At 62.7% G+C, this 25,810-nt stretch carries 26 protein-coding genes and 1 pseudogene; 13 read left to right on the forward strand and 14 right to left on the reverse strand.

The window, feature by feature from the left end:
- Nucleotides 1-6: 6 nt before the first annotated feature.
- The 11 genes from SM755_RS19095 to SM755_RS19145 all read right to left on the reverse strand — a co-directional run bounded on the left by SM755_RS19095 (nt 7) and on the right by SM755_RS19145 (nt 9,698).
- Nucleotides 7-222 carry a hypothetical protein gene (locus SM755_RS19095; RefSeq protein ID WP_323174031.1) on the reverse strand — a complete coding sequence of 72 codons (216 nt, stop codon included), beginning with the start codon at nt 220-222 and terminating at the stop codon, nt 7-9.
- Nucleotides 223-569: 347 nt separating this feature from the next.
- On the reverse strand, nt 570-986 hold the full coding sequence (locus tag SM755_RS19100) for a DUF3054 domain-containing protein (protein ID WP_323174032.1): 417 nt from the start codon (nt 984-986) through the stop codon (nt 570-572).
- A 102-nt stretch (nt 987-1,088) separates the two neighbouring features.
- On the reverse strand, nt 1,089-1,688 hold the full coding sequence (locus SM755_RS19105; RefSeq protein WP_323174033.1) for a toll/interleukin-1 receptor domain-containing protein: 600 nt from the start codon (nt 1,686-1,688) through the stop codon (nt 1,089-1,091).
- A gap of 91 nt (nt 1,689-1,779) precedes the next feature.
- A complete protein-coding gene (locus SM755_RS19110) occupies nt 1,780-2,178 on the reverse strand; it encodes a hypothetical protein (RefSeq protein ID WP_323174034.1) in 399 nt (132 codons plus the stop codon).
- Nucleotides 2,179-2,241: 63 nt separating this feature from the next.
- Nucleotides 2,242-2,886 carry a triose-phosphate isomerase gene (tpiA, locus tag SM755_RS19115; protein ID WP_323174035.1) on the reverse strand — a complete coding sequence of 215 codons (645 nt, stop codon included), beginning with the start codon at nt 2,884-2,886 and terminating at the stop codon, nt 2,242-2,244.
- Nucleotides 2,887-3,043: 157 nt separating this feature from the next.
- A complete protein-coding gene (locus tag SM755_RS19120; RefSeq protein WP_323174036.1) occupies nt 3,044-3,589 on the reverse strand; it encodes a multiprotein bridging factor aMBF1 in 546 nt (181 codons plus the stop codon).
- Nucleotides 3,590-3,720: 131 nt separating this feature from the next.
- A complete protein-coding gene (locus SM755_RS19125; protein WP_323174037.1) occupies nt 3,721-4,332 on the reverse strand; it encodes a CDP-alcohol phosphatidyltransferase family protein in 612 nt (203 codons plus the stop codon).
- On the reverse strand, nt 4,329-4,862 hold the full coding sequence (locus SM755_RS19130; RefSeq protein ID WP_323174038.1) for an adenylate kinase family protein: 534 nt from the start codon (nt 4,860-4,862) through the stop codon (nt 4,329-4,331). The genes SM755_RS19125 and SM755_RS19130 overlap by 4 nt, the downstream gene beginning before the upstream one ends.
- Nucleotides 4,859-6,040 (reverse strand): histidinol-phosphate transaminase, encoded by a 1,182-nt coding sequence (gene hisC, locus SM755_RS19135; RefSeq protein ID WP_323174039.1) that lies wholly within the window; start codon nt 6,038-6,040, stop codon nt 4,859-4,861. The genes SM755_RS19130 and hisC overlap by 4 nt, the downstream gene beginning before the upstream one ends.
- Before the next feature lie 185 nt (nt 6,041-6,225).
- Entirely contained in the window at nt 6,226-7,992 is a 1,767-nt protein-coding gene (gene ligA / locus SM755_RS19140; protein WP_323174040.1) for an ATP-dependent DNA ligase LigA, read from the reverse strand.
- A gap of 209 nt (nt 7,993-8,201) precedes the next feature.
- A complete protein-coding gene (locus tag SM755_RS19145) occupies nt 8,202-9,698 on the reverse strand; it encodes a hypothetical protein (RefSeq protein WP_323174041.1) in 1,497 nt (498 codons plus the stop codon).
- Between the two features lie 343 nt (nt 9,699-10,041).
- Here SM755_RS19145 and SM755_RS19150 point away from each other — a divergent pair, with 343 nt between their 5' ends.
- The 6 genes from SM755_RS19150 (at nt 10,042) to SM755_RS19175 (ending at nt 15,047) form a co-directional block, all read left to right on the forward strand.
- Complete coding sequence (locus SM755_RS19150; RefSeq protein WP_323174042.1) at nt 10,042-11,595, forward strand: hypothetical protein; 1,554 nt, start codon at nt 10,042-10,044, stop codon at nt 11,593-11,595.
- A gap of 120 nt (nt 11,596-11,715) precedes the next feature.
- The gene (locus SM755_RS19155; protein ID WP_323174043.1) at nt 11,716-12,519 is read left to right on the forward strand and encodes an aldo/keto reductase; all 804 of its coding nucleotides are present in this window, start codon (nt 11,716-11,718) and stop codon (nt 12,517-12,519) included.
- 93 nt (nt 12,520-12,612) lie between these two features.
- Nucleotides 12,613-13,605 (forward strand): 2-phospho-L-lactate transferase, encoded by a 993-nt coding sequence (cofD, locus tag SM755_RS19160; RefSeq protein WP_323174044.1) that lies wholly within the window; start codon nt 12,613-12,615, stop codon nt 13,603-13,605.
- 6 nt (nt 13,606-13,611) lie between these two features.
- Nucleotides 13,612-14,370, forward strand: a complete 759-nt coding sequence (locus tag SM755_RS19165) for a tRNA-dihydrouridine synthase (protein WP_323174045.1) — start codon at nt 13,612-13,614, stop codon at nt 14,368-14,370.
- A gap of 71 nt (nt 14,371-14,441) precedes the next feature.
- Complete coding sequence (locus SM755_RS19170) at nt 14,442-14,765, forward strand: hypothetical protein (protein WP_006666355.1); 324 nt, start codon at nt 14,442-14,444, stop codon at nt 14,763-14,765.
- 153 nt (nt 14,766-14,918) lie between these two features.
- Nucleotides 14,919-15,047, forward strand: coding sequence for a hypothetical protein (locus SM755_RS19175; RefSeq protein ID WP_006666354.1), 129 nt, complete (start codon nt 14,919-14,921; stop codon nt 15,045-15,047).
- A gap of 93 nt (nt 15,048-15,140) precedes the next feature.
- Here the strand turns inward: SM755_RS19175 and SM755_RS19180 are convergent, their stop codons facing one another.
- Complete coding sequence (locus tag SM755_RS19180) at nt 15,141-17,060, reverse strand: OB-fold nucleic acid binding domain-containing protein (RefSeq protein WP_323174046.1); 1,920 nt, start codon at nt 17,058-17,060, stop codon at nt 15,141-15,143.
- A gap of 249 nt (nt 17,061-17,309) precedes the next feature.
- Between SM755_RS19180 and SM755_RS19185 the strand changes: the two genes are divergently transcribed.
- The gene (locus SM755_RS19185) at nt 17,310-17,804 is read left to right on the forward strand and encodes a Mov34/MPN/PAD-1 family protein (protein ID WP_323174047.1); all 495 of its coding nucleotides are present in this window, start codon (nt 17,310-17,312) and stop codon (nt 17,802-17,804) included.
- Nucleotides 17,805-18,006: 202 nt separating this feature from the next.
- Nucleotides 18,007-18,483 carry an adenylyltransferase/cytidyltransferase family protein gene (locus SM755_RS19190; protein ID WP_323174048.1) on the forward strand — a complete coding sequence of 159 codons (477 nt, stop codon included), beginning with the start codon at nt 18,007-18,009 and terminating at the stop codon, nt 18,481-18,483.
- Between the two features lie 135 nt (nt 18,484-18,618).
- Here SM755_RS19190 and SM755_RS19195 read toward each other — a convergent pair whose 3' ends face one another.
- On the reverse strand, nt 18,619-18,774 hold the full coding sequence (locus SM755_RS19195) for a hypothetical protein (RefSeq protein ID WP_323174049.1): 156 nt from the start codon (nt 18,772-18,774) through the stop codon (nt 18,619-18,621).
- A gap of 127 nt (nt 18,775-18,901) precedes the next feature.
- Nucleotides 18,902-20,313: pseudogene (locus SM755_RS19200) on the reverse strand (dihydroxy-acid dehydratase); the annotation flags it as partial.
- 188 nt (nt 20,314-20,501) lie between these two features.
- Between SM755_RS19200 and SM755_RS19205 the strand changes: the two are divergent.
- From SM755_RS19205 to SM755_RS19225, 5 genes are all read left to right on the forward strand, one after another.
- On the forward strand, nt 20,502-20,831 hold the full coding sequence (locus tag SM755_RS19205) for a hypothetical protein (protein ID WP_323174050.1): 330 nt from the start codon (nt 20,502-20,504) through the stop codon (nt 20,829-20,831).
- A 215-nt stretch (nt 20,832-21,046) separates the two neighbouring features.
- The gene (locus tag SM755_RS19210; protein WP_323174051.1) at nt 21,047-22,114 is read left to right on the forward strand and encodes a beta-ribofuranosylaminobenzene 5'-phosphate synthase family protein; all 1,068 of its coding nucleotides are present in this window, start codon (nt 21,047-21,049) and stop codon (nt 22,112-22,114) included.
- 68 nt (nt 22,115-22,182) lie between these two features.
- The gene (locus SM755_RS19215; RefSeq protein WP_323174052.1) at nt 22,183-22,506 is read left to right on the forward strand and encodes a transcription factor S; all 324 of its coding nucleotides are present in this window, start codon (nt 22,183-22,185) and stop codon (nt 22,504-22,506) included.
- A gap of 78 nt (nt 22,507-22,584) precedes the next feature.
- Nucleotides 22,585-24,033: a DNA polymerase IV gene (locus tag SM755_RS19220; protein WP_323174053.1), complete on the forward strand. Its 1,449-nt coding sequence runs from the start codon at nt 22,585-22,587 to the stop codon at nt 24,031-24,033.
- Between the two features lie 126 nt (nt 24,034-24,159).
- Nucleotides 24,160-25,806: a DnaJ domain-containing protein gene (locus SM755_RS19225; RefSeq protein WP_323174054.1), complete on the forward strand. Its 1,647-nt coding sequence runs from the start codon at nt 24,160-24,162 to the stop codon at nt 25,804-25,806.
- Nucleotides 25,807-25,810: the final 4 nt, after the last annotated feature.

Here is a 25,810-nt window from a genome sequence, read left to right on the forward strand (position 1 = left end):
GGACGACTAGTCCGCGTTGAGCGGTGGCTTTGCAGATCTCGCTTCGTCCGAAACATCGGCAGGCGTATTGATGAACATCGCGTGGCCGATGATCGCCATCGCGACGAACGCGCCGATAGGAACGGCAGCGATCAACGACAGGCCAACGGCCGTTAGGGCTGCAGTGATCCCGAGCAATGCGACTGGGATGAGGCCAAGAACAAGGTCGTAGTATCCAGTCATAATCCGTCCTATAGTACGCGAAATAAGTATATAAGTGTTTCCCATAATCGCTTGGTATTGGACTGATTTCTAATCCATATTCACTACGCTGGGTTTGTATAACTTATGAGTTGCTTATAGACCAACCCATCTCATTAAATACATGGGATAAGTTATGATATAACTAGGCGCAGAATCACCGTAGCGGCGGATATCGACACCACGTTCCTCTCTCAGAAACTGTGTTTCTAACTGTCACTGTTGAAAGCGGGTTCACAACCACCTCGCGTCTCTTCTGTATCGCCATCGCTGTGTGCAACCGTTCGATCTACGAGAGAGAACTCGGCGCAGGCGAGCCAACGGAAAGCTCAGCTTCGGCGCATGGCGACGTATCCGAACCGCCAACTGACCAGCGCGAGCAGTCCGAAGCCGGTGATCACGAAGCTGAACGTCCAGTGGAACCCACCCTCGAAATAGGGCGAGGCGCGAAGCGCAAGCCCGATGTTCGCCGCTGCGATCCACGTCAGTGCCGTGATTCGAACTGTCTCGACGAGCGATCGAGTCGACGCTCTCGTGTAGAGACCTGCCAGCACCGCCATCGCAAACCAACCGATCAGAAACGGCGCGACGCGTTCGAGCGTTGCGAGTGGGCCGCCGAGTGACCCGTGGTGAGACTGCCCGAACATGATCAGTCCCGTAAGAAGGACGACATCGACAACTGCAATCGCGATCGTCTCGCGGTCGATCGTCACTCCCCTGTCATCGACCCGGACTGCGGTGTCCATACGAACTCATCGGGACTGAACCACTATTGGTGTCCCGATTCTCCCGCCGTTTCACTCGCTTCGAGTAGCGGACTCGCCGACCATCGAAAACCCTTCGTTTGTTCACTCTCGACGAAGGTACCCGATCGTTCCCGGATCGAAATAATACTGCGACCCGCAGTTCGCACAGGTCGTCGAGAGCGTCTGGCCGTGCTGGTGGAGTTTCCAGAGTTTCGTCTGGCTGCGCTTGATCTCGAGTGTCACCGGGTGGTCGCAGTTCGAAACCGTACACGGGAACCGCACGTACCAGTTCGGGACCGAGAGCGCGCCAAGCGGCGCGAGTTCACTGCGGAGCCGACAGAGCAGGTTGAAGATGGTCACCGACGGATTCTCGCGGTCGATCGCGACGCCCTCGACGTCGGCGATGAAGCCGCCGCGATTCTCCTCGCTGTCGTACAGCGGGAGGACGGGAATGCCCTTGGCGAGCGCGTAGCCGGTCTCCTGGTTGATCCACTGGCTGGTTGCCGCCCGCTCGGTTAACACGGCAACGACCACGTCGCTGTTGGCGAGTCGCCCCTCGAGGCGCGCCCGCGAACGGCCGGATTCGATCTCTTCTAAGGCGATGTGGACGCCGAACGGGAAGTTCTTGACCGTCGAGAACAGGTCCTGGACGAGCTCGAGGTCACCGGGAGCGTGCGAGACGAATACCTGTTCTCCGGACATACAGCGGTCGTCGGTACCTTGGTGTGTGAATCATTATTAACGTATCTACTCGGACTGACTCTCACCCGTTCCTGATAGTCAGCATTTCGGATCAATCAAGGGCTTCCTGGGTGACCGTCTCGAGAACTCGCTGGGAGAACTCGACCTGCGAGAGGTCCGCCGAGAGGCGGTCGAACCACTCGCACTCGACGTGCCAGGTGCCACGGCGGTCGCCCTCGGGTGTCAGCGAGGTCACCTCGAGTCGACCGGGTTGCCACTCGCGTTCGTCGGCGATCGCGAGCAACGTTCGAAGGACGGCCCCAACTTCGTCGCTCGTGATCCCGGGGGTCTCCGAGACGGTTTCGTATTCGAGTTCGATTCGCGTGCCATCGTCGATAGCTGTACCCGTCGTGTTTCCGTCGCTTCCCGCCGTTTCGAACGCGGTGACGTAGATGCCGTGGCTCATGAGCCGATTCTCGAGTGCGACACCGACGGGTCGCTGGTCGGTCATATGTGAGTCATTAGCGCGACGAGAGAAAAGTCGTCGGGCTGGTAGTCGTTGTGTCGGGTCGCGTTAGAGCGGGTCGACGAGCGCTTCGAGCGCCGCCGTCGGATCGTCAGCCTTCGCGACGCCGCTTGCGAGCAGGACGCCCTCGGCACCGAGTTCACCCGCGGCGACTACGTCGTCGCCGGTGCTGATGCCGGCTCCGCAGAGCACAGACACCTCGGAATCGACGCCGGCCGCGGCGTCGACGGCGTCCTCGACGATGTCGGGATCTGCCTGACTGACCGGCGTGCCGGTGCCGATGAGTTCTGGGGGCTCGACCGCGACGGCGTCGGGGCCGAGTGCTGCTGCAGCACCGATCTGGGCGGGATTGTTCGCACAGACGACGGTTTCCAGGTCGGCTCGTTGTGCTGCTTGAACGGAGCCGTCGATATCTGCGAGCTTCAGGCGCTGCTCGGAGTGGTTAATCAGTGTCCCAACCGCGCCCGCCTCGGCGACGGATTCGGCGAGCGCGTGTCCCGTGTTGCTCCCGTAGTCGATCGGATCGACGTGCTGGGCCCACGTCTCGACGCCGGTCTCGGCGACGCGTTCGAGGTGGGCCGCCTGGGGCGCAACGGCCAGGCGAGCGTCAGTTGTCTCGTTTACGTCGCGGACGGCCTCCGCAACGGCGACCGGATCACACGGATACGTCTTCAGGTTGACGAGGACGAACATAGCAGAGAGGCCCGTCCCGCGAAAGAAATAGCTTGCGAGTCGACGACCGACTCGCGGCAATACTCGCGGGAGACGGCGGGCTGTAACCAACTCGGTCTCTCACTGTCCTGCTCTCGCTGCGATTCGGTATCCGCTATCTGTTATCCGCGATCCGCTCTCAATCCTTGCGCTTGACGACATCCCCGAGCGTGTAACTGCCCGAAGAAGAGCCACCGGACCACTCGGAGTCCTCGCTCGACCCACCCTCCGCGCTCAGATTGATTTCGAGGAAGCGCTCGAGTTTCGACTGGACGCGATCGCTCGGCAGCGTATCACCGCGCTCGATCTTGCGGATGAGACTCGACTTCTCGTTGAGTTCGTTCGCCAGATCCGACTGGCTGAGGCCCTGATCCTCGCGGGCCGAGCGGACGAGATCGTCGTAATCCGGCGCGAGTTCATCCATGTCGTCGAACATGTCCGACCGGCGCTGTGAACTCGAGGACGAGGACGACGAACTCGTCCCGCCCGAGGCCGACCCGCCGGACTGGCCGCCTGAACTCGAGGACGACCCGGTCGAGTACTTGGTGGACGTGTTCGAACTCGAGGGCTGTTTGACCTCGGTTCCGAAGTCGGTACAGTCCGCGCACACGTCTAACTTCGCGCCCTCGACCTTGATGGTCTTCGGAGACGACGTCTCGGCGCCACACATCTCGCACTGAACCATGAGTGAACCTATATCCCGGCGAGTCATAAACCATGCGGCGCGGCCCTGTCGCAGAGAAAACGGTCTCGTTGGAACCGAACTACCCGTCACGAGATCCTTTGTCTCCGAAATCCGGATACCTGAAAACGGTCTCAATCCAGCGCAGACCAGGAGTAAAAGAACCGCTGGAGCGCGGTCAGGTGGCCGACGACGGCGAGGAAGACCAGCAGCCAGCCGACCAGCGTCAGCCCGCCGAGGTCACCCGAAACGGGGAACGCGAGGACGCCGACGACGCCGATGATCGCGAGGCGGTCGGCGCGGCCGACGAGGCCGCCGTAGACGCGATCGAGGCCGACGGCCTGGGCCTGGGTCCCGAGGTAGGAGGTCATGACGACGCCCGTGACGGCGAGGAAGCCGAGCAGGTAGTTACCGATGCCGGCCGCGAGACCGCCGATGATGACGATGTCGGCGTAGCGGTCGAGGACGTGATCGAGTAGATCGCCGCCCGCGGAGGCGACCTCCTGTTCGCGGGCGAGTGCGCCGTCGACGATGTCGAGCCAGCCGTTGACGAAGACGAGAACTGCAGCCACGAGATACCAGACCGGGTCCGCCCGCCCGCCGAGGAAGAACGCGCCAGCGGCCAGGACGGCCATGCCGAACGCGAGGACGCTCACCCCATTGGGCGTCATCCCGACGCGGTCGAAGCCGGTGACGAACGGGTCCAGAAATCGCGAGACGTACGGTCTGAATCTATCGAGAGTCATGTCAGATACCCCATAAAGTCAACGTCTCCGGCACTCGGCTCCCGGTCGCCGGTTACGACGCGCTCGAGTTCGTCCGCGACCGTCTCGGGTGCTCGGTCGGTGGTGTCGATTTCGTAGACCGACTCGAGACCGTGTTCGTCGACGGCTTCCGAGAGGATCACGTCCAGTGCTTCGCTCTCTGCGTTCTCGCGAGCCTTGGCGTCGGTTTCCCCGCGCTCGCGCAGGCGCGTCTCGAGTTCAGCAGGCGCACACCGGAGGACGACGACGCGGTCAGCGTCGAAGTGGTGTGCGAGGTGGGATTCGACGAGACAATCCCCCTCGCGCGCCGCGAGCCACTCCGCTAGCGCGTCGAGGTCTGCGACCTTGCTCTCTCGATTGGCGTCGACCTCGGTGTAGAGGCCCTCGTCCTCGAGCACCTGATTGAGGTGGACGAGTTCGAACGCTTCTGCGGGTTCGCCGAGTCGAGATTCGAGCAGTTGGGTCGCTGTTGTCTTCCCCGTTCCGGGCGTGCCGGTGATTGCGATTCTCACGTGTCGGCCACCTCCGGTTCCGACTCTGATTCCGACTTCGACTTCGACTTCGACTCCGATTCCGGTTCCGGTTCCGGTTCGTAGCCGAGTGTCGCGAGCACGTCGGAAAGCGTCTCGATCGCGCGCTCGGTTTCGGCCTCGGTACCGCAGGTGATGCGGATGCACTCCGGGAGGCCAAAACTCGTACAATCGCGAACGATGACGCCGCGCTCTTGCATCGCGTCGGCGACTGCGGTCGCGTCACCCACGTCGACGAGGACGAAGTTCCCCGCGCTCTCCCAAACGTGTGCGTCGATTTCCTCGCGCATGGTGGCGCGGGACTTGCGGACCGTCTCGACGGTTCGCTCGACGTGGTCGCCGTCTTCGAGGGCGGCGAGGCCGGCCCGACAGGCGAGTTCACTCGCGGCGAAGGGGGTGTTTACGCGGGCGTAGGCGTCGGCCCATTCCTCGGGAACGACGGCGTAGCCGAGGCGAAGCCCGGCGAGGCCGTAGACCTTCGAGAACGTCCGTAAGACGGCGATATCGTCGCGAGCGTCGAAGTCGTTTCGCCCCTCGACGAGCGAGACGGCGCTGTCGGTCTCGGCGAACTCGCCGTAGGCCTCGTCGACGACGACGAGCGTCTCCGCGTCGGTTTCGTCGGCGAGCCGTTCGATCTCCGCGAGTTCGATCGTCGACCCCGACGGGTTGTGTGGACTGGTGAGATAGACGATGCGCTCGCCCTCGTATTCGCTGAGGACGGTGTCTGCGGTCTGGCTGAACTCGTCTTCGCGGTCGAGTGCGTACTCGCGGACATCGCCGTGGTGGAATCGCGCGCTCATCCCGTAGTAGGCGAAGCCGGGCGTTGGAACGAGGACGTCGTCGCCGGGCTCGAGCATGGCCCGCGAGAGGTAATCGAGCGCGCCGTCGCCGCCGTTTGCCAGCCAGACCTGGGTGGGGGAGACGCCCCAGCGGTCGGCGACGGCGTCGGTAAGGTCGGTGTGGGCGGACTTCGGGTACGAACTGACGTTCGAGGCGGCCTCGCGGATGGCCTCGGCGGCCGCCGGCGAGGGCCCGAGCGGGTTCTCGTTCGAGGCGAGTTTGACGAACTCCGAGGGGTCGCGCCCGAGTTCACGGGCGACCTCCTCGATGCCTCGACCCGCCTCGTAGGCGACGTGATCGGACAGGTCGCGCGGTTGCATACGCGAATTCTGTTCGTCGTGGCTCTTAAGGGTGCTCACCTGTGTCGACGGTCTCGCACGGAACGATAGTGACTAGCGTTCACACGCGACAGTTACGCATATTCGATAGTCGCCGAAAACTATTCGGAAAATTGAACTCCCGGAAAACGACGAACGCGGGCCGCTCGAGACGGTGTCCTGACGGCCTACTGCAGGTTCCGGAGGCGCTCGAGCGTGTCCGCTTCCTCGGGATCTTTGTCGTACCGAACGCCCACAAATCGCGGGAACCGAAGCGCATAGCCAGACGAGTACGTCGGCGAGGCCTGAATCTCCTCGTAGCCGACCTCGAAGACGACCGCGGGTTCGAGTTCAACGTTTTGTCCCTCCTCGGCGGCGATGTGGGGGTCGAGTAGTTCGGTCAGCTCTTCCAGTTTCTCGTCCGTGATTCCGGTTGCGACTTTCCCGACCGTCTCGAGGTCGTCGCCGTCGCGTACGGAGAGTTCGAACGTGCCGAGGAAGGTCGCCCGGCGACCCTCGCCCCACTCCGCGCCGGTGACGACGCAGTCGAGGGTGTCCACGTCGGGCTTGCGTTTCCGCCAGTTCTTTCCGCGCCGGCCCGGCGAGTACGCCGAGTCGGGGTTCTTGAGCATGATGCCCTCGTGGCCCGCCTCGAGCGCGTCGGCGTCGATGGCCTCGATCTCGTCCGGATCGTCGGTGAGCCACAGCAGCGAGAGGCCGTCGACTTCGGCGGGATCTTGGTCCTGGTTCTGGTCCTGATCCCGGTCCTGGTTCTGGTACTGATTCTGACCCGGCCCAGCGGCGAGCACCGACTCGAGACGCTCGTGTCTGCTCGTCAGCGGCGCTTCGAGCAGGTCCTCGCCCCCAGCGTGGAGACAATCGAAGAAGACCGGACGGACCGACACGTCCTCGCGAGCCTTCGCCACGTCGTGCTTGCGCCGGAAGCGCTTGAGCACCTCCTGAAACGGCAGCGGGGTATCATCCTCGTCGATCGCAACCACTTCGCCGTCCAGGATGACCGACTCGTCGAGCGTTTCCGCGGCGAACTCGACGACCTCCGGCAGCGCGTCGGTCACTTCCTCCATGTTCCGGGAGAAGACGCGCGTCTGGCCGCCCGGATCATGGTGTAACTGGATGCGAGCCCCGTCGTACTTCCACTCGACGCCGGCCTCGTCCCACTCCTCGAGGGCGTCCGTGACGGTCCCCGCCTGGGCGAGCATCGCCTGAACCGGCCGGCCGAGTTCGAGTTCAATACCGTCGAGCCCCGACACGCCCTCATCGCGGGCAACTTGCGCGACCTGTCCGTAATCGTTCGAAACCTGCAGGGCGCGCTCGACGCGGTCCTCGGGGACTTCGAACGCTTCGGAGATTGCATCCCGGACCGTCCCCTCGCCGACGCCGATGCGCATCTCCGAGAGCACGAGGCGGGCGAGGTAGCGCGCTTCCGAACTCGAACAGCGGTTGAACAGCCCGAAGAGGAGGTCGATCTTTCGGTCCTGGCTGCCCGCGCCCTCGGCGGCCGCGAGTTCGGTGAGCGTGTCGTCGACTTCGCGGACGGTGAGGTCGCCGCCGCTGCTGCCGGTGCTGTCGTCGCCGTTGCTGCCGGTGCTATCGCCACCGCCACCGGTGAACGCGCCCAGACCCTGCTGGCCGCCGAAGTCGTAACTCGCCGCCACGTCGCCGATTTCGCCGCGTTCCGCGAGGCGCTCCTCCACGTCGTCCGCGGCGACGTTCGTCCCCGCCGCGCGGGCGATGGCCTCGTAGCACGTGTTCGGGCCGATATCGAGCGTGGTCGAGTCCCAGGCGGGAAAGACCCGGCCCTGGACGAATCGAGCGACGACGGGAAGGTCGTCGCCGGCGTCTGCAAACAGGTCGCGAACGTGGGCGACGATCTCGAGGTCCGCGGATTCGGCGTCGATTGCGGCGACACGGTCGGCGAACGTGGCGAACTCCATCGGCGGTGTCTATCGCCGGGGTGCCTAAAACGGTTCTGAGAGCGATCGCCTGTGAGTTACCGTCTTGGCCGGCGACCAGTTTGCGTTCGAGCGTATACAGGTGACTGTCGAAACCGTCAGCGATGATGCGATCATCGTTGACTGCCGAGATTGGACTATCTCCCAATCATTTCTAGAAATATTATTATAAAATGAAATTGGTTGTGTTTTTATACTTCTACTGATTTATACGATCCCGTTCTGTCAATCAAGTCTGTCGTTGTTCGTTTTGCAAAAGTTCCGGAATGTTCACAAGGACATTTCGCATCGTAATATTCTAGGTGAAGCCATTCGAACCGTGCGCGAGTTCGAACATCAATATAATGTCCGTGCCCAGCTTTGTTATCGACAGTTATATTAGCGCCAGCGGCATCATCCGGGTGAGCTGGGAAATATTTGTTTCCAGTATTGTCTGCTGCATAATCATCAAGTGGGAGATCCCAGTAGAACTCTTGTTTCTCACCAGTACCCGTATCTGAGACAGATGGCCCAGAACTACCAGATCCGTTTAATAAGGCATATCCCACAATTGTGCTTCCGATCTGACCCCACTTCCCACCTACAACGCCGACAATGTTTAGTACAGTTCCAAGAAATTCCGAGTTCGTCCCATTATCATCATCAGAATCTTTTGGCCTAGGATGGCGAAATTCTACATCATTAAGATCTGACTCGTCCGAGTGCCCAGCCCAGAACTCAATATTTGTCTGAAATGGGATACCTTCGTCTTGATCACAGGGTTCAACATGGGGATCCGGTGGATCCTCAAAATATAATTGCATATGCCAGCGTTTATCGTTACTAAATGCTATCTCATGTTCACTTGTCATCAATTCCCCATCCGAGTCATATCGCCGTGTTCCAAATGTTGCATATTGACATTCCCAGTTGATTGTTCTAGAATCTTTATCACACCGAGAAGGGTAAAAATGGTAATCTGATGATTCAGGAGAAAGATTCCTCACAATAGCTCCTACGTCATATTCATCATCATCGGATGGCTCAATTTCAGAACTCAAGCCGGTATTATCACCTATATTTCTGTTGTCTTCTACTTTCCTAGAAGTATACATATTTCGGACACTATTGCTCGTTGGTATCCCCTTCTTTGGAAGAGATACTTCAGAAAAACCAGTGACGATTTCTCGCCGTCTGTCTGGTTTTAGTGCTCTTCCAATATCCTCTGCAGTAATACCATCTGAAATAGGGCTGAGCGAAAAGGCTAGTGGGCCATACTCTGCAGATGGCCGTTTCAATGTTCCGGTGATTTGGCTACCAATAACATCAAGTCTACCATGTAATGGGAGATTCTTCCCATTATAGTTAACAGAATATTCATCCGTGTTCTTCATGAATGTATACATACTGGAATTACTATTATTACCGTGATCTGATAATGGCTCATCTACACCTAGGTCAATATCAAAACCTGCAGCAGAAAGAGTTCCTTTAAGACCGTCTGGGGCAAAGTCTAAAACTGCAGTTGCGTTACCTTGTTCCTTATCAGTAACTGGATCATATGTTTTTCCAATAAACTTATTTGGACCATCAGCGGCGACAGTCCCAATACTAGTGATAGCTGCTGTACCACTAGCTGCGGCAACGCTTCCCAGCACGCTTCGTCTGCTGTGATAAGAGGTGTCACCCTCCTTATTTGGCTGTTTCATAGCCATATTATAGTTATACAATATGAGTGTTAAACCTTTCTACTAGTTGTGTCTAATGGTAATATACTATTGGGGCTGAGAAAGGTATATGATATAATAATAACTATATCTTTAATTTATATATGATATATAGGGGCTATTTCATAGTTACTTGACGGTCATCAACTCAAATATAGACATAATATTTTAATCTCTAACGCACACTTTTATTATCGCCCATTGGTGGATAGAAGCGACTGTGCAACTGAACTCACTAAGAGCAGGTGGAATCGGCGATTGACAGTAACCCAACCGCGCGGGTTCGAGGACGACCTTTAAACCGGTCGCGCTCGCACAGGGAGGTATGCCAACAGCGGACCTCGCGGCGCGGGTCGCGGACGTGTTGTCGGTCGAAGCCGACGGCTTTCGCGAGCGAGCCGAAGCCGACGCCGAGGTGATCAAAGAGGAAGTCGAGGACGGCGTCTTCGACAACCCCCAGGCGATCGTCGGCCTCGAGTACGAGTTCTACGCGATCAAGGATGACGACTGCGCGCTGCGGCGGGTGCCCCGTCGCCTGCTCGAACTCATCGGCTTCGAGAAAGAACTCGGACTCCACAACGCCGAGATGACGACCAGTCCACAGCCGTTGAACGTCCACGGACTCGCCGCTCAGGAGTCCGAGGTCAAAGCGCGCTTGCAGACGGCGTTGAAGGTGACCAAGTCCGACCGGATGCGGCTGGTCAGCGACGGACTCTGGACGATTCCGCCGGAGGGCGAGGATGCGACGACGTACCTCACCGACAGCGTCGAACGCACCGTCGATAGTGCGGACGGCAACGCACAGTCGATCCGTGCGGCGACGAACATGAGCGACTCCGCGCGCTACCACGCGATGGCCAACACGGATCGAGCCGACGCGGCCGGCATGCGCATCGACGCGCCGCACGTCTCGCTGCAGGCCGATACGGTCATGCCCGAGAGCCTCATCACGTCGATCCAGCCCCACTACCAGGTGCCCCACGCGCCCGACCTCCCCGCGTACTTCAACTACGCCGTCCGGACCGCCGGCCCGCTGCTCGCGCTCGGCGTGAACTCGCCGTTTTTCCCCGCGGATCTCTACGACGACGGGACGACCGCCGCGGACATCCTCGACGACGGCTGGATGGAACACCGCATCAGCGTCTTCGAGACCGTGTTGAACGACCCGAACACGGGCGAGGGGAAGGTGCGATTCCCGCATGATCTCGAGTCGGTCGACGAGGCGATCGACCGCGTCGCAAGCGACGACACGATGGTGCCGATGCCCGTCGAGGCCGGCGAGCGCTTCGACGACCAGTTCCCCCACTTCCGGCGCAAGCACGGCACCTACTGGCGGTGGGTGCGCCCCGTCTTCGGCGGCCCAACGCGCTCGGCCGCGAACGCGCGTATCGAGTTCAGACCGATCCCCGCTCAGCCGACGGTTCGGGACTCCATTTCTTTCCTGGCCGCCTTTGCCGGCCTGCTCGAGAGTCTGGTCCAACTCGAGCACCCCGTCCACGAACTCGACTGGCAGACTGCCCGGGAGAACTTCTACGCCGCGATGCGCGACGGACTCGATGCCGACCTGGTCTGGATCACGAACGACGGCAAGGAGACGACGGACACGCTGGCGCTCTACGACGACCTGCTCGCACACGCCGAGGACGGCCTGACAACCCGCGGACTGACCGACGAGCAGGCAGCGAAGTACCTTTATCCGCTGCGCCGGCGCGTCCGTCAGCAGGTGACGCCGGCCCGGTGGAAACGCGAGCAGGTTCGCGCGGCGGTGGCAGAGGGTGCGGATCTCGAGACGGCGATCGAAACGATGCAACGGCGGTACGTCGACCGGCAACGCGAGACGCTGCTCGAGGGTAGTTTCGCGGACTGGATCGGCGACTGACGTCCGTTCTCGTTCTCGTTCTCGTTTTCGCTCCCGTTCCCGTTCTCGTTTCCATTTCTGTTTTCGTTCCCATTTGCCGGTTCCCCCACGCCCGAGTACGACCTCGGCGTACAGTCGAACGTGTCCATTCACATACAACTTCCACAGCCGGGGTTCGGCACGTCCGGCCACGACGGCGAGAGCTGTACTGACGCTGTCGTCACGGCACTCGAAACGGGCTACCGGCACGTCGACACTGCCCAGATGTACGACAACGAACGGGCCGTCGGTCGCGCTCTCGAACAAGCCGATGTCGACCGCGACGAGATCTTCCTCGCGACGAAGGTCCACCCCTCGAACCTGGCCGGCGAGGACGTTCTCGAGACGACCCGCGAGAGCCTCGACCGTCTCGGCGTCGAGACCGTCGACCTGCTGTACGTTCACTGGCCGACCGGGGCTTACGACCCGGCGGATACCCTCCCCGCGTTCGACGAGGCCCGAACGCAGGGGCTGACCCGCCACGTCGGCGTGAGCAACTTCACCCCGGATCTCCTCCGCGAAGCCGTCGACACCCTCGAGTCGCCGCTTCTCGCCCACCAGATCGAACTCCACCCGTGGCTCCAGCAGGACGAACTCGTCTCCCTCGCTCGGGAACGAGAGATACAGACGGTCGCATACTGCCCGATCGCCCGCGGCGAACTCGCCGAGAGCGAGACGCTCCAGGAGATCGCGGCCGCCCACGATTCCGATCCGATCCAGATCGCACTCGCCTGGCACTGCCAGCGCGACGACGTCGTCCCGATCCCAAAAGCGACCGGCGACCACATCCGCGAGAACTACGCGGCGCGCGAGATCGATCTCGGCGAGGACGAGTTCAGCGAGATCAGTGAACTCGATCGCGGTGAGCGGGTGGTCGATCCTGACGAAGCGCCCTGGAATCGATAGCCGTCTTCGCCGCCTTGTCGGTACGGTCCGTGAGCAATGGTACCACGGCCGTGGCCACAAGTGATTAAGTACTCACAGGCGAGAGTCTGGGATATGGTTACCTTCCTCTCCGGGGGCACCGGAACGCCGAAATTGTTAGACGGTGCCGGCGTCGCGTTCTCACCGGAGGAGACGACGATCGTCGCCAACACGGGCGACGACATCGAACTCGGCGGACTGTTCGTCTCGCCGGACGTCGATACATTGCTCTTTCAGGGCGGCGGGATCCTCGATCGGGAGCGATGGTGGGGCATCGACGACGACACGCATCGAACCAATTCGGCGCTGATGGACATCGCCTCGGCCGCCGACCTTCCCGAGGGACCGCAGTACCTTCCGACGGAGAGACAGACCGCCGGCCGTGAACTCGCGAACTGGCGGCGCTTTTCCGGGGTCGCCGAGTTCATGACGATCGGCGACCGGGACCGGGCGGTCCACATCACGCGGACGAGCCTGCTCGATCAGGGCCACGGGCTGAGCGAGGCGACCGCACGACTCGCCGACGCGTTCGGACTCGATGTCGACCTCCTGCCGATGAGCGACGATCCCGTCGCGAGTCTTATCCACACGCCGGAGGGAATGATGCACTTCCAGGAGTACTGGGTCGGTCGTCGGGGCGAGCCGTCCGTCGACACCGTCGAGTTCCGCGGCTCGTCCACGGCGGAGCCAGCGCCGGGCGTGCTCGACGCGCTCGATGATATCGTCGTGATCGGCCCGTCGAATCCGGTGACGAGTATCGGGCCGATGCTCGCGCTGCCCGGGTTTGCGGACGCGCTCGCCCAGACGACGGTCGTCGTCGTCTCCCCGTTCCTCGGCGACGACGCCTTCTCCGGGCCGGCCGGCGAGTTGATGCAGGCGGTCAACGCGGAGCCGAGCACGTCCGGACTCGCGACCGCCTATCCGTTCGCCGACGCGTACGTGATCGACACGGACGACGACGCCGAGTTCGACCGCCCGACGATTCAGACGGACATCCGAATCGACTCCCAGGCGGATGCCAGACGAGTTATCCGTGCGGTCGCCGAAGCGATCGACATCGTCAGTTGAGTCACGATGTTCACGCCTCCGCTCGCACTCGCCAGCCTCAGCGGCGAATCGAACGCCGACTGGGCACGCGCTGGCTCCGAATACGCCGGGGCCGCGTTCCTCGGCGGCATCGCCCTCGACGCAGACGCCAGAGCAGCGGCGCGAGAACTCGTCGCCCGCGACCGCACCGAGTTCATCCCGGACGATCCGCTCGCCTTCATCGACCGCGAACTCGAGGCCCTGGCGGACGCGCCGATCCAGCCCGCGTTTAACGTCCGCAGTACGACGCCGGGTCCGATCGTCGAGGCGGCTCGCATCTGCGACGGCCACGACGCCTTCCTCGAGATCAACGCCCACTGCAGACAGGACGAACTCTGCGCCGTCGGCTGCGGAGAGACGTTGCTGGCCGACCGCGAGCGCCTGGCCGGCTACGTCGAGGCGGCCGCAGCTACCGGTGCCACCGTCGGCGCGAAAGTCCGCGCGGAGGTTCCCGGTGTCGAACTGCCGGCGCTCGCTCGTGAACTCGAACGCGCAGGGGCCGCATTCGTCCACGTCGACGCGATGGACACCGAGTCGGTCATCGCCGACATCACCGCCGCGACGGACCTGTTCGTCGTCGCCAACAACGGCGTCCGCGACGACGAAACCGTTCGTGAGTACGCCGAGTACGGGGCCGACGCGGTGAGCGTCGGCCGGCCGAGCGACAACCCCGTCGTGCTCGAACGCGTTCACGATGCTGCAACGCGCCGACTCGGCGAGCGAGCGAACGCCGATCCGAGTTCGTAACGCGGCCACCCGCCGACTCGCTGCCGACGACACCACGAAAAGATTTTCCAGCGGGCACACCTCCACCCCCTATGAGCCTCGACGACCTCTCGGCGGCAATGCAAGACTCCTACAGCGCGTTCGACGACGACCTCACCGTCTCGCTCGACCGCGAAACCCGAAACGAACTCGCGATGCTCGAAACGGCGCTCGAACCCGACGAAACGGACGAACTCGTTCGGCGCGCGATCCACATGCTCTTTCAGTCGAGCGTCGAGACCGGATCGCTCGATTTCCACCTGCGGTCGGGTTTCGACGTCACGTACGACGAGTACCTCTCGGGGATGACCTTCGACGAGATGACCGGCGCGGACCAGTATCCGACGATGGACGACGAGCGACGATACCAGTTCTAGAGACTCGGCGCTTCCTGGCTTGCGAACTCGATCCGCCAGTGGGACCGTCCGACATTCCGCTCGATACCGAATGACGTATGTGTTTTAATGTCACTGAAGACTTCAGTCTCCATAATAGGTGCGCTTATTGGTGCTGATCACTCGACTCCAACCATGGCAATCACCCAACGCGATACCGACACGACGTACCGCTGTCCATCCTGCGCCGGTGAACTCGCGGTCAGCTACGACTCCTTCGAGTGCGTAGACTGCGGGTTCACGCCCCGTCACGGATCGGACTGAGAGAAAGAGAGAAATTCGCGTTTTACGGCCGCTATTCTGGGACGAGTTCGTGAACGATAAGCCGCAGGAAATCGGACCGCCGGATGACCGGGGTTAGTCGTCGTCGATCGGCGCTGCACTCGAGAGCGCCTCGTCGATCTCTGCTTCTTCCATCTTCTCGACCAGCGCGTCGATGACGTCCTCGCGTTTGCCTTTGACGAACTTGATCGAGCCGACGACGAGGTGGCCGCCGCCGGAGACGCCGCCGCCCGGTACTTCGTCTTCGAGTTCGGAGACCATCTGCGGGATGTCGAGGCGGACGCCGTCCGAGCGCAGGACGGCGAAGTCGGGGCCGTAGCCGACCGTGATGACGGGATCGCCGGTTTCCTCGATCTTGCGGTCGTGAATTTCGCCGGTGGTCTTACCCGGTGCGGGGTAGGTAAAGCGGTGGGCGTAGTTTTCGACGTCGATCCGGTAGAGGTGAGCACCGTTGTCCAGGTCCTCGTGTTCGAGGTGGGACATGGCGGCGTCGAGTTGTTCGTCGACTTCTTCGCGGGCGCGGTTGGCGAAGAACGAGATGAGTTCGCGGTGGTGTTCCTCGTCGTCGCTGTCGATCTGGAGCAGGTCCTGGATCAGTTGGTCGCCGGAGTTATAGCGCAGCCAGAAGGCGGCGTAGTCGAGGGCTTCGCTGACGTCTTGCAGCCGATCCTCGTCGTAGCCTTCGTCGGCAGCGAGTTCGATGTAGTCGTCCATCGCGTCGGCTTTCGAACGGTCCGAGAGACCGGCGACGGCGGGGACGTGGCGGAGTTCGTCCGTGATGTCCGGGTAGATCATCCGGGCGAGTTCGACACAGAGCATGCCCGTGGTGATCCGGTAGTCCTCGTCATGGAGGTAGGGGTTGACGTGGGCGTCGAGGAGGTCGCCGACGGCGTCGGGATCGGGGTGGTGGTGATCGATCGCGACGATCGGAATGTCGTAGTGGGTCAGCGCCTCGTAGGCCGGCACGTCCTCGGCCGTCGAGCCGTTATCGAGCATCAGGAGCAGCGGGAGCTGCTGGCCGTGTTTCTCGCGGTCTTCGAGCGCGAAGTTCAAGTCCCGCGTGGCGTCTTCCATCTCGTAGAATGGGGCCTTCGCGGGCAGACGCTTGATGAGGTGCTGGGGCGCGTTTTCGTCCTCGTGAACGTCGGCGATGAACCGCTCGAGTGCGATCTGAACGGGAACGGCAGCGCACATCCCGTCGCCGTCTGCGTGATGGCGCACGCGGATCGGGCGGCCCTCAAGTACCGTCCGGCGAAGCAACGTCGCGACCTCCTCTAGGTTCGGTCGCAGCTTTTCGAACGCGGGCCAGTCGATCAGCGAGTCGACATCGTGTGGTTCGGCGCGCTCTTCGAGTGCGGTATCGAGTCGCTCGCGGGCTTCCTCGGCGATTTCTCCCTCGAGTTTCGAGAGCCCGTCGACTTCGATCTGGACCGATCCCTCGCGGTGTTCGGGCGTCCCTGTAACGCGGACTACGTCGCCGACCTCGACCTGCGGATACGCGCGAACGCCGGCCTCTTCGAATGCCGCACAGGGGACGACGCCGAACTCGTCGGTGATGTGGAAAATGGTCGGGCCGCCGGTCTGTTTGACCTGCACGACCTCGCCCTCGACGTGGATCTGTTCGCCGATCGAACTCTCGAGGCGGTTGGTTCCGGTCAGCGTGTAGTCGTGAGAGATACCTTCGACGGTATACTCGTCACTCTCGACATCGATGTCGGCGGGTTCGAAAGCAATATCGCCGTTATCCCGGACGGTTTCGAGTTCGACGACGAGTTCGTCGCCGACGGCGTAGGTGCCTTCGAGAACGGACTCGTGGACGAGTCCGGAGACGCTTTCGGAGAGATCGACGAAGACGCCGTAGTCGACAATGCCGTTGATTTCGGCGAGATAGGGCTGGTTTCGTTCGACATCGTCTGCGGTACAATCAGCATCGAGATCGTAGACGACGGAATCCCCGCCGTCGTCGCCGGGGACCCCGGCGGCCTCACGTGTCATCTTGAATGTCGGGTTAGTGATGGCCGCGTATAACCCTTGTCAAGCAGCGACGACAGCCTCGGACTGCCCGCATGGCCGCAGAAGACGGCGTTCATCGGTTCTATCGGTCTATTGGTTGTAGCGAATAGTAACAACGGCGGCGAGTGACTGCCGGACAATCTTCGCGTGTTGGTGTGAGAACGGGCCGTACTGGAATCGAGAGGCCACTGCATCGGAACGTTTAGCAACCGCAAGGCCGCAAGAGGTGATATGGGGCTGCTCGACGCGCTGTTTCGCTCGAACGAGATCCTCGGTATTGCCGAGGAAACCCTCGAGTTCGCCATGGAGTCTTCGGAGGCGTCCCACCCGAACGAGTATATGGGATTCCTGCGAGGAACCGAGGCGGAGCGACTGGGATTGGAGCAGGACGGACTCGTCATCACGGACGTTCTCGTGGTGCCGGGGACCGAATCCAACAGCGTGAGCGCGACGGTCAAGACGAGCCAAATTCCGAACGACGTGAAGGCACTCGGAAGCGTTCACTCCCACCCGAACGGCGTTATCAGCCCGAGCAGTGCAGATCTACAGACCTTCGGTCGCGGCAGCGTCCACATCATTATCGGCGCACCGTACCGCCAACACGACTGGAAGGCGTTCGACTCGCAGGGGAAGCGAACGACCCTGAACGTGATCGACGTCGACCTGCCCGAGACCGAGGATTTCTTCGATTTCACGCAGGCGGATATCGACGAGGAACTCCGGTGACGGCCGATGGCTGAAGGCGACGAGCACCGACGAAACGACGGCGGACGACCGCGACAGACCACGCACGACAAACGGCAACGAGCCGAGCAAGCTACGGACGTATGACAGACTCAGCATCTCAGTCGGACGAGCGGCGAGCACATTCACGATCGGATACGGACGCAGACGCGAACAGGGGTACGATACGAATGGAGAAACGAACATGAGCGGGGACGCCGACAGAAACGGCCGCTCGAACCCAGCGTCGAGTTCTCGAACGGTCATCGCTCAGGGCACCTTCGATATTCTCCATCCGGGTCACGTCCACTATCTCGAGGAGGCCGCCGCGATGGGTGAGGAACTGTACGTGATCGTCGCCCGCAAGGCAAACGTCGATCACAAGGAAGCGCCGATCTGCTCGGCGGCCCAGCGACGCGATGTTGTCGACGCACTCGAACCCGTCGACGAGGCCCTCCTCGGGCACGAAGAAGACATCTTCGTCCCGATCGAACGGATCGACCCGGACGTTATCGTCCTCGGCCACGACCAACACCACGATCCGGCGGCGATCCAGGCTGAACTCGACCGACGGGAGATCGACTGTACGGTCGAACGCGCGAGCGGGCGCGACCCCGCCCACGAGGATGAACTGCTCTCGACGCGGCTGATTATTGAGCGAATTCTCGACCGTCGCGGGTAAGCGGTAAACGGCAAGCGGTTGTCCGACCGTTCGTTGCGTCTCGTGCCTCACGTCGGTCGGTGACTGGGTAGCGTGCACCCGAGTCAGGAGGGTGCACGTAGCCGTGGCCGCAGTGCGTGCAACCGTAAGAGCCGATCAATTTCTGCGCACGACCGGCGGCGGCAACCGCATCGAATCGACAGTGTGTCCCGTTTCGACGAAGTGCTCGATTGCGCGTTTCGAAACCTCGGCCTCGGTGTGGCCGCCTGCCGTATCGAACTGCCAGTCACACTCGAGACAGTACTTGTACATCTACTCGTCCTTCGGTGATAGTTCGGGGAAAATCTCGTGCAGGAAATAGAAGGGGGAGCGGCCGGTAGACGGTGCTTACGCTTCGTCTAGGTCTGATTTAAGCCCCGGGTTCGTCACCGCTCCGTTCGACGCCGAGCATCTCGCGCATGCCGGGACCGCCCCTGGGTCCCTCGTTGCGGATGACGATCACGTCGCCGCTCTCGATGTGACCTTCCTGGACATAGTCCATGGCAGCCTCCTCGTCCTCGAAGATCCGGGCCGGCCCCTGGTGGTAGAACTCGTCGTCGTCGGTGACCTTGAGCACCGCGCCGTCGGGGGCGAGGTTGCCCGAGAGGATTTTGATTGCGCCCTCCGCTTCCTTGGGGTCGTCGACTGGGTAGAGGAAGTCCGCGGAAACGTCGTCGTCGGTCGACAGGTCGAGTCGGTCCAGTTCCTCCGCGACGGTCCGCCCGGTCACGGTCATCGCGTCGCCGTGGAACAGGTCGGCCTCAAGCAGGCGACGGATGACGATCGGCACGCCGCCGATCTCGTGGAGGTCGTTCATCACGCGGTCGCCGCCGGGGGCGAGGTCGGCGATCTTCGGCGTCCGGCACGAGATGTCGTCGAAGTCCTCCATGTCGAGGTCGACGCCGGCTTCGCGGGCGAGCGCGAGCAGGTGGAGGACGCCGTTCGTGGAGCCGCCGACGGCGGTCTGGAGCGCGATAGCGTTTTCGAAGGACTCGCGCGTGAGAATATCGGAGGGACGGCGGTCTTCTTCGACGACTTCGACGGCGAGTTCACCCGCGCGACGGGCGACCTCGTAGCGCTCCTCGTCCTCGGCGGGCGGGGACGCGCTTCCCAGGGGTACGAGGCCGAGCGCCTCCGAGAGGGAAGCCATCGTGTTCGCGGTGTACATCCCGCTGCACGAGCCCGCGCCGGGGCAGGCCTCGCGTTCGAGGCCGTCGAGTTCATCGGCGTCCATCTCGCCGGCGGCGTAGGTGCCGACCCCCTCGAAGAGGTTGACGACGGTCACATCCCGCCCATCGTGCTGGCCCGGCATGATCGACCCGCCGTAGAGAAAGACGGAGGGGAGATCCGTCCGGATCGCGGCCATCATCATCATCATCATCATCATCGTCATCATCATTCCGGGCAGGTTCTTGTCGCAGCCCGCGACGGTGACGAGCCTGTCGATGCGCTCGCCGAACGTGACGAGTTCGACGCTGTCGGCGATGAGTTCCCGCGAGATGAGCGACGCTTTCATCCCCTCGGTCCCCATCGAAATCGCGTCCGAGATCGTGATCGTGCCAAACTCGATGGGCATGCCGCCGTCGTCGTCGGCAGCGTCGATGGCCGACTCGGCGACGTCGTCTAAGTGGACGTTACACGGCGTGATGTCCGCGCCGGGTTCGGAACACCGATCATCGGCGAGGAGAGATCCTCGTCGTCGAAACCCATCACGCGAACCATCGCGCGGTGGGGTGCCTTGTCAGGACCATCGGTGACCTCGCGGCTCCGAAGGCGCTCGTCTTTGCCGTAGTCGAACTCGTCGCTGCTCATGCTCGGACCTTGTGGCAGGGAACCATAAGTCACCGTTTCTCGGACGTTCCTTCCAGCGGTGAGTGCATGGATCGCCGGACGGCGAAGCGGCGGATCGGACGAAAGAAGTCGTCTACGCCTGATGGTCACGGATTTTGATCGATTCCGGAGGAAGAAAGCTTATATCCCGGCGTTTAGCTCATCGAAGCATGGCACGCGACGATCCGGTATCACAGGATACGAGCGTACAATCAGCCGAACAGCTTCCGAACCTCGTCACGATCGTGGGACGCGGCGTCCCCTCGACGTTCGAGATCGCCGTCGACGGCGAGATCGAGATGCTCGCGGACGACCCGGTCGCGGAGGCGACAATCGTCTCCGAAAAGGTCGCCGAGGGAACGATCGACGTTGGCGTCCAGCGGTTCCGGTTCGCCGGCGAGATGGCGAACATCCACGTCGTGGATTGGAACGGCGTTCCGGCGTCCGAATCGCCGAATACGCCGACCGTTCACGTCGAGTATGGATCGCCGAAACGATAGCGACCGCGTTTGCCGCGGATCCGACTGATCTGCGAGTCCTTCTCTCGAGGTCCGACTCACCGGCAGTGAGATCGCTGGGCGTTGTTTACGGCCACAGAACGCTCGACGGCAGCCGCGCCCGTCTCCGGTCTCTCTCGTCGCTTCGAACTGTCGTCAGGCGTTGCCAGCGTCGAAACCCCCTTGCCGGAACCACCCATACAACGGACACGACTTCCATGCAGCACTCGAGCGACCCGGCCACCACGCCAGCGCCCTCGTCGTCAGCGGCGGGCACGGACAGGGTGACCGTCAGCGCCGGCGCTCGACTCCACGTCGGCTTTCAGAATCTTTCGCTCGCCCGCGAGCGCCTCTACGGCGGTATCGGTATCGGCCTCGCGGAACCCCGCGTCACCGTCGTCGCCACCCGCGCCACCGACGTCGTTGCCGACGATCCGCTCGTTCGGCGGTACGCGAGCCGCGCCGTCGATATCCTCGGCGTTCCCGGCGTTTCGCTGACTGTCGACGAGCAACTCCCCCGTCACGTCGGCCTCGGCAGCGGCACGCAACTTGCCCTCTCGATCCTCGCGGCGACGGCTCGAGTTCACGATCACGATCACGACCCTGACCACGATCACGATCACGACCCACAAATCCGTTCCCGCGCACCCGCCATGGGCCGCGGTGGTCGCAGCGGCGTCGGCGTCGCAACCTTCGAAAACGGCGGCTTCGTCGTCGACGCCGGCCACCCGACGAACCGGTTTACAACGGCCCCGCCGGCGGAGGGCGACTGGACCGTTCCCCCGGTCGTCGCCCGCCACGACCTGCCCGACGACTGGCGCTTTCTCGTCGTCGTTCCCGACGCCGAACCCGGCCGCAGCGGCGAGGACGAGGACGCCAGCATGCGCGCCGTCGTCGAACGCGCCGACCCCGCGATCGCGGACGAACTCGCCGGCGTCGTCACCCGGAAACTACTGCCCGCGGCCGCCGCCGGCCGACTCGAAGCCTTCGGCGAAGCCGTCCGCGAGATCGGTCACAAGAACGGTGCGTGGTACGCCGATGCCCAGGGCGGCGTCTTCCGCCCGCCCGCCGGCGAACTCGTCGAAGAACTCGAGGGCTGTCCGGTGCTTTCCGGCGTCGGCCAGTCCTCGTGGGGACCGGTCGTCTACGGCGTCACCGACCGCGAGCACGCCGACGAGGCGGTGACTGCGGCCGAGAACGCACTCGCGGATCGTGAACTCGACGGTGCGGTCATGCTTTCGCGTGCCGCCCCGTCGGGAGCGGGTGCCAGAATACGGGTCGGCTGATCGAAACGCCGAGTGACGGACTGCGGGGAGGCGAGGGGCTTTTGCCGTGCGCGTTCGTACGCGACGGTATGCAGTTTTGCGACGATTGCGGCTCGATGATGAAGGCGGACGGCGATCGCATGGTCTGTGCGAACTGTGGTGCGACGAGCGAGCGGGACCGCGAGCGCGAAGACGAGTTCGTCACGACCGAATCCCAGACCGACGACGACGTCATCGAGTCCGACGCGAACGCGAATTTCGAGGGCAAGCCGAAGGCGACGGACATCGTCTGCGACGAGTGCGGGAATCAGGAAGCCTGGTACACGCTGAAGCAGACGGCCTCAGCCGACGAGCCGCCGACGCGATTCTTCAAGTGTACCGAGTGCGGACACCGCTGGCGTGGCTACAACTGAGCCGGACCCGATCGACGAAAGCCAGCGGCGGACGCAACGTTCACAACTCCCCGCACCTACCTCTACACGAATACACGAATGTCTGACGGGCCGCAACTGCCCGGCGTCGAGGCCGCGGAGACGACCGACCGCATCGTTCTCCACGTCGACGCCGACTGTTTCTACGCCTCTTGCGAGCGCCTGCGCGAGCCCGAGTTACAGGAGTCGCCCGTCGTCGTCGGGATGGGGTACGAACCCGGCGAGACGGTCGGGGCCGTCGCGACGGCGAGCTACGAGGCCCGCGAGTTCGGCGTCGAAAGCGCACAGGCGATCTCGACGGCGCTCGAGCACCTGCCGCGCCGCGCCGCACTCGATCCCGAGGCGGACGACCACGATCCCGAACTCGAACGCGAGGAGACCGGCTACTACCGCCCCGTCGACATGGACTACTACGAGTCCGTCGCCGCCGACGTGCGAACGATCCTCCACGACTGCGCGGAGACCGTCCGCGAGGTGAGCATCGACGAGGCCTACCTTGACGTGACGGAGCGAACCGCCTGGGGGGTCGCGGACGGCTTCGCTCGCCACATCAAGGATCGCATTCGACGCGAGGTCGGCATCGACGTTAGCATCGGCGTCGCGCCGACGATGAGCGCCGCCAAGATCGCAAGCGACTTCGACAAACCCGACGGGTTGACCGTCGTCCAGCCCGGCGAGGTCCGGGAGTTTCTGGCCCCGCTCGACGTCGAGTTGCTTCACGGCGTCGGTCCCGTCACGGCGCGTGAACTCCGAGCGATGGGACTCGAAACGGCCGCCGACGTCGCTGAAGCGGACCCCGACCCGCTCGTCGACCGCTTCGGCGAACGCGGCCGCGAACTGTACGACCGCGCGCGCGGCGAGGACGACCGCCGCGTCGAACCGAAGGGCGATCCGAAGAGTTTCTCCCGCGAATCGGCCTTCGCCGATCCCGTCTCCGATCCGGACCCGAAATACGAACAGATCGAAACCCTCGCCGCAGCCGTCGCCGACCGCGCGCAACGGGAGGGCGCGCTGTACAGAACCGTCGGCGTCAAGGCCGTCCTCCCGCCGTTCGATGTCAACACCAGGGCCCGGTCGCTCCCCGGGCCCGTCGACGACCCCGAACTCGTCGACCGGATCGCGCGCGAACTCTTCACCGAGTTCGATACGGAACCCGTCCGGAAACTCGGCGTTCGCGTGGCCAATCTCGAGTTCGCGACGGCTGATCAGACGAGTCTCGACGGGTGGGAGGGTGCTGTCGCCTCCGCTGACCGGGACCGTCCTGCGGTGGACGACGGTGACGATAGTGATGATAGTGATGATGGTGACGACGACGGACAAGCCGACGAGACACCGTCACCATCCCCGTCGAAATCAGCGCGGAAATCGGAACCCGAAGCGGTTGCTGAGACGACTGATATGCATCACGAAACCGGTCCGCAGGACGAAGCCAACCCATCCGATAGCAGTGAGTCTCCCGCAGACGCGTCTGTACCCGGAGGCCAGACCCTTTTGAGCGACTTCCTGTAGTTCGGCATCGTTCCAGCATATGTTTGAAACAACACACTATTGGTAAGAAAAAGCGAACAACGAGAACACTGATATTATAACAGTTCACGAATAACGCCACTCTAGACAGTACGCTCTCGATCGTTTATGACTGAGGATTTCTACGACCTTCTCGAACTCTCTGCCGATGCCTCCCAGGATGAACTCAAGGAGGCCTACCGCGAGCAGGTCCGCGTCTATCACCCGGATCTGAACGACGACGATCGCGCGCAGGCGCAGTTCGTCGCCGTCAAGAAAGCCTACGAAATCCTCAGCGACCCGGTCGAGCGCCAGGCCTACGACCGGCTCGGACACAAGGATTACGTCGCAAAGCGGACGAGCGGCATTCCCTCGCCCGATATCTGGGCCGATACTGATACTGATACCGATGCCGACGACACGAGTTCAGCGACTGCACCAAGCGCGAACTCGAGCGGTAAAACGAGGAGTGGCTCGTCGCGGACGAACACGGGATCGAAGCAAAACCGAACGCAGCGAACGAAGACGAAAACGGGGGCGAGTAGCAGCGATGGCACCCGACGCAGTAACCGGACGACGAGCAACCGCAGTTCTGATACCAGTTCGCGGTCCGGCGCTACGTCGAGTTCGAGCACTCGTTCGTCGTCCACTGGCTCCTCGAGCACGACTGGCCGCTCGACCGGTCGTTCCTCGAACTCGAGTCGGTCGACATCGCGGTCGCAGGCGAGTTCGTCGAACGCAGCGAGTTCAGCACGGTCGTCAGGGTCGAGTACCGGTTCGAGTTCGGGGTCGTCGCGTTCGAATACGACGCAGAACGCGGGGGCGAGCGCATCGCGAACTGGGGGGAGTACGGGCTCAAAGACAGGCGGGTCAAGTACCGGAACCCGTCAGTCGTCAGGTGGAACGACGAGTTCGGCGTCGACTGGGACCGGGACTGGGACGGGGGCGAACCAGCGCCGGAAGCGGCGTCGGTCCTCGTCCTCAGGGACTGGGACCGAGACCCGTTCAGAAACCGCCCGAACAGACGCCAAGACGGGAACGGACGCGGGCACGGGCTCGAACGCTGACGCGCAAGCGACGACCCGATTCCGGCGGCTTCGAAACAACGCCGTCGCCCGTTGGTGGCGTCGCCAACGGTTCGGGCTCACGCTGCTCTGGCTCTCCGTGCTCATCTACGCGCTCGGGCTCGGCGACTTCGCGCTCGGCAACCGAACCGCACTCAGGACGCTCCGGGCAGACCTGCTCGCTATCGGCCTCGATCCGAACGGCCTCTGGACGGCCATCACGAGCGGTCGCTACGGCATCGACACCGGGACCGAGTTCATCGTCAGATCCGAACTCGTCGCGCCGCCGGTCGAACCGGTGCAGTGGTACGCCGCATTGACCGGCCTCGTCGGCGTCGTGCTCCTCGCGCTGCTGGCCGTGCGTCTCGGCTGGCGCGAGGAGTCCTGGGACCCGGTGTCGATCGACGAGACGATCCTGCTCTCGATCGCACTCGCCGTCTCGACGACGCTCGTCGGCGGCCCACTGCTCGCCGGCGCGGTGCTGATGCCGTTCCTGTTCACCGTTATCGTCGGCCACACGAGGCGCGGGCCGGGCTGGACGCCCTCGTACCTGTACGTCCTGCCCGTCCTGGCCCCGCTCTGTGGCTTCGCTCTCGGAGCGACTGATTCCGCGACGCTACCGGTTGAACTCGTCACCTTCGTCGTGCTGCCGGTCGTCGGCGGACTCGGATTGCCGCTGCGGGCGACGATCAGAAAGCATTTCGGCCGCTAACGGC

The organism is Natrialba sp. PRR66, from assembly GCF_034808065.1.
Taxonomy (GTDB): domain Archaea; phylum Halobacteriota; class Halobacteria; order Halobacteriales; family Natrialbaceae; genus Natrialba; species Natrialba aegyptia.

Excerpts from the sequence above, each read along its gene's own strand:
- SM755_RS19150 (WP_323174042.1), top strand. The coding sequence starts at position 10,042 with ATGCCAACAGCGGACCTCGCGGCGCGGGTCGCGGACGTGTTGTCGGTC.
- SM755_RS19195 (WP_323174049.1), bottom strand. The coding sequence starts at position 18,774 with ATGTACAAGTACTGTCTCGAGTGTGACTGGCAGTTCGATACGGCAGGC.
- SM755_RS19210 (WP_323174051.1), top strand. The coding sequence starts at position 21,047 with ATGCAGCACTCGAGCGACCCGGCCACCACGCCAGCGCCCTCGTCGTCA.
- cofD (WP_323174044.1), top strand. The coding sequence starts at position 12,613 with ATGGTTACCTTCCTCTCCGGGGGCACCGGAACGCCGAAATTGTTAGAC.
- SM755_RS19120 (WP_323174036.1), bottom strand. The coding sequence starts at position 3,589 with ATGGTTCAGTGCGAGATGTGTGGCGCCGAGACGTCGTCTCCGAAGACC.
- SM755_RS19105 (WP_323174033.1), bottom strand. The coding sequence starts at position 1,688 with ATGTCCGGAGAACAGGTATTCGTCTCGCACGCTCCCGGTGACCTCGAG.
- SM755_RS19095 (WP_323174031.1), bottom strand. The coding sequence starts at position 222 with ATGACTGGATACTACGACCTTGTTCTTGGCCTCATCCCAGTCGCATTG.
- SM755_RS19165 (WP_323174045.1), top strand. The coding sequence starts at position 13,612 with ATGTTCACGCCTCCGCTCGCACTCGCCAGCCTCAGCGGCGAATCGAAC.
- SM755_RS19100 (WP_323174032.1), bottom strand. The coding sequence starts at position 986 with ATGGACACCGCAGTCCGGGTCGATGACAGGGGAGTGACGATCGACCGC.
- SM755_RS19185 (WP_323174047.1), top strand. The coding sequence starts at position 17,310 with ATGGGGCTGCTCGACGCGCTGTTTCGCTCGAACGAGATCCTCGGTATT.
- SM755_RS19190 (WP_323174048.1), top strand. The coding sequence starts at position 18,007 with ATGAGCGGGGACGCCGACAGAAACGGCCGCTCGAACCCAGCGTCGAGT.
- SM755_RS19125 (WP_323174037.1), bottom strand. The coding sequence starts at position 4,332 with ATGACTCTCGATAGATTCAGACCGTACGTCTCGCGATTTCTGGACCCG.
- SM755_RS19205 (WP_323174050.1), top strand. The coding sequence starts at position 20,502 with ATGGCACGCGACGATCCGGTATCACAGGATACGAGCGTACAATCAGCC.
- tpiA (WP_323174035.1), bottom strand. The coding sequence starts at position 2,886 with ATGTTCGTCCTCGTCAACCTGAAGACGTATCCGTGTGATCCGGTCGCC.
- SM755_RS19180 (WP_323174046.1), bottom strand. The coding sequence starts at position 17,060 with ATGACACGTGAGGCCGCCGGGGTCCCCGGCGACGACGGCGGGGATTCC.
- SM755_RS19110 (WP_323174034.1), bottom strand. The coding sequence starts at position 2,178 with ATGACCGACCAGCGACCCGTCGGTGTCGCACTCGAGAATCGGCTCATG.
- ligA (WP_323174040.1), bottom strand. The coding sequence starts at position 7,992 with ATGGAGTTCGCCACGTTCGCCGACCGTGTCGCCGCAATCGACGCCGAA.
- hisC (WP_323174039.1), bottom strand. The coding sequence starts at position 6,040 with ATGCAACCGCGCGACCTGTCCGATCACGTCGCCTACGAGGCGGGTCGA.
- SM755_RS19225 (WP_323174054.1), top strand. The coding sequence starts at position 24,160 with ATGACTGAGGATTTCTACGACCTTCTCGAACTCTCTGCCGATGCCTCC.
- SM755_RS19170 (WP_006666355.1), top strand. The coding sequence starts at position 14,442 with ATGAGCCTCGACGACCTCTCGGCGGCAATGCAAGACTCCTACAGCGCG.
- SM755_RS19175 (WP_006666354.1), top strand. The coding sequence starts at position 14,919 with ATGGCAATCACCCAACGCGATACCGACACGACGTACCGCTGTCCATCC.
- SM755_RS19215 (WP_323174052.1), top strand. The coding sequence starts at position 22,183 with ATGCAGTTTTGCGACGATTGCGGCTCGATGATGAAGGCGGACGGCGAT.
- SM755_RS19145 (WP_323174041.1), bottom strand. The coding sequence starts at position 9,698 with ATGAAACAGCCAAATAAGGAGGGTGACACCTCTTATCACAGCAGACGA.
- SM755_RS19220 (WP_323174053.1), top strand. The coding sequence starts at position 22,585 with ATGTCTGACGGGCCGCAACTGCCCGGCGTCGAGGCCGCGGAGACGACC.